Genomic DNA, 1,226 nt, shown 5'->3' on the forward strand with positions numbered 1-1,226 from the left:
GTCTATCTCTTTTGGTTTATTGGCATTCCTCTCTTAGTTGGTTATAGTCCCCTAGAAATAGCGCTCGGTTTTCTCATCGCTTTTATGACCTATGGAGTGCTTGCCTGTCATGTATTTATGTTAGCTCACGTTTTGGAACCCGCCGAATTTATTCAACCTTCGGCAGCTAATCAAATCGAAGACGAATGGGCGATATTTCAAGTGCGAACAACCGTAGATTTTGCTCCTAAAAATGTCTTTTTAAATTGGTATTTGGGGGGATTAAATTATCAAGTAGTTCACCATCTTTTCCCGCAAATTTGCCATATTCACTACCCCAAAATTGCCCCGATCTTAGCGGAAGTTTGCCAAGAATTTGACGTTAATTATGCCGTTTATCCCACCCTGCGAGGTGCTTTGGCTTATAATTATCGTTGGCTCAGACAATTAGGCAATAAACAAAGTAATTTCGATCTCAAATTAGCCAGCTAAATATCAGTTATCAGTTATCAGTTATCAGTTATCAGTTATCAGATGTAAGTTTTAAGTTAATTAGTTAGTTAGTTAGTTAGTTATCTTTATCTTTATCTTTATACCTGTGTACTGTTTACTGTGTACTGTGTACTGTTTACTGTTTACTGTTTACTGATCACTATTTACTGGTCACTGATTACTGTTTACTGATCACTGAAAAATGAACCTACCCAACTCGATTACCCTATCGCGACTCTTGGGACTGCCATTAATTTTGTACTGGTTGCACCAAGGCACAGAAATCGATCGCTGGTTAAGTTTAATTATCTTTCTGATTGCTGCCAGCACCGATTGGCTCGATGGTTATCTAGCGCGAAAATTCAATCAAATCACCGAATTAGGTAAATTTCTCGATCCTTTGGTCGATAAATTGCTGGTTCTCGCTCCCCTCTTAGCTCTCATTGAAATGGATTTAATTGCTGCCTGGGGAGTATTTTTGATTCTCGCTCGCGAATTAGCGATCGCTGGTTGGCGCATTAATCCGAGTTTAACGGGAAATAGCGACATAAAAGGGGCTAATTGGTGGGGAAAAAGCAAAACAGTCAGCCAAATTATCGCTATCGCTCTCTTAATTGCTCCCTTGCCTTCTGAATATAATTTAATTGCTCAGATCGTTTTCTGGCTATCGGTGACATTAACTTTAATTTCTGGAGTGATTTACGTCATACCCAGCCAAAAATTAACCCAAAATTCCTGACAGGGGGACAAGCGAG

General features: G+C 39.5%; 2 protein-coding genes. Both read left to right on the top strand.

The features are described from left to right. On the top strand, positions 1-471 hold a 471-nt coding region (locus tag MICAI_RS16470; protein WP_039900386.1), incomplete at its 5' end, for a fatty acid desaturase. 202 nt (positions 472-673) lie between these two features. Beyond that, entirely contained in the window at positions 674-1,210 is a 537-nt protein-coding gene (gene pgsA / locus MICAI_RS16475) for a CDP-diacylglycerol--glycerol-3-phosphate 3-phosphatidyltransferase (RefSeq protein ID WP_008204624.1), read from the top strand. Positions 1,211-1,226 lie beyond the last annotated feature (16 nt).

Origin of the sequence: Microcystis sp. T1-4, from assembly GCF_000297435.1 — a bacterium.
Lineage (GTDB): Bacteria > Cyanobacteriota > Cyanobacteriia > Cyanobacteriales > Microcystaceae > Microcystis.

What these genes read in the sequence shown, in the direction of transcription:
- pgsA (WP_008204624.1), top strand. Translation starts at nt 674, where the DNA reads ATGAACCTACCCAACTCGATTACCCTATCGCGACTCTTGGGACTGCCA.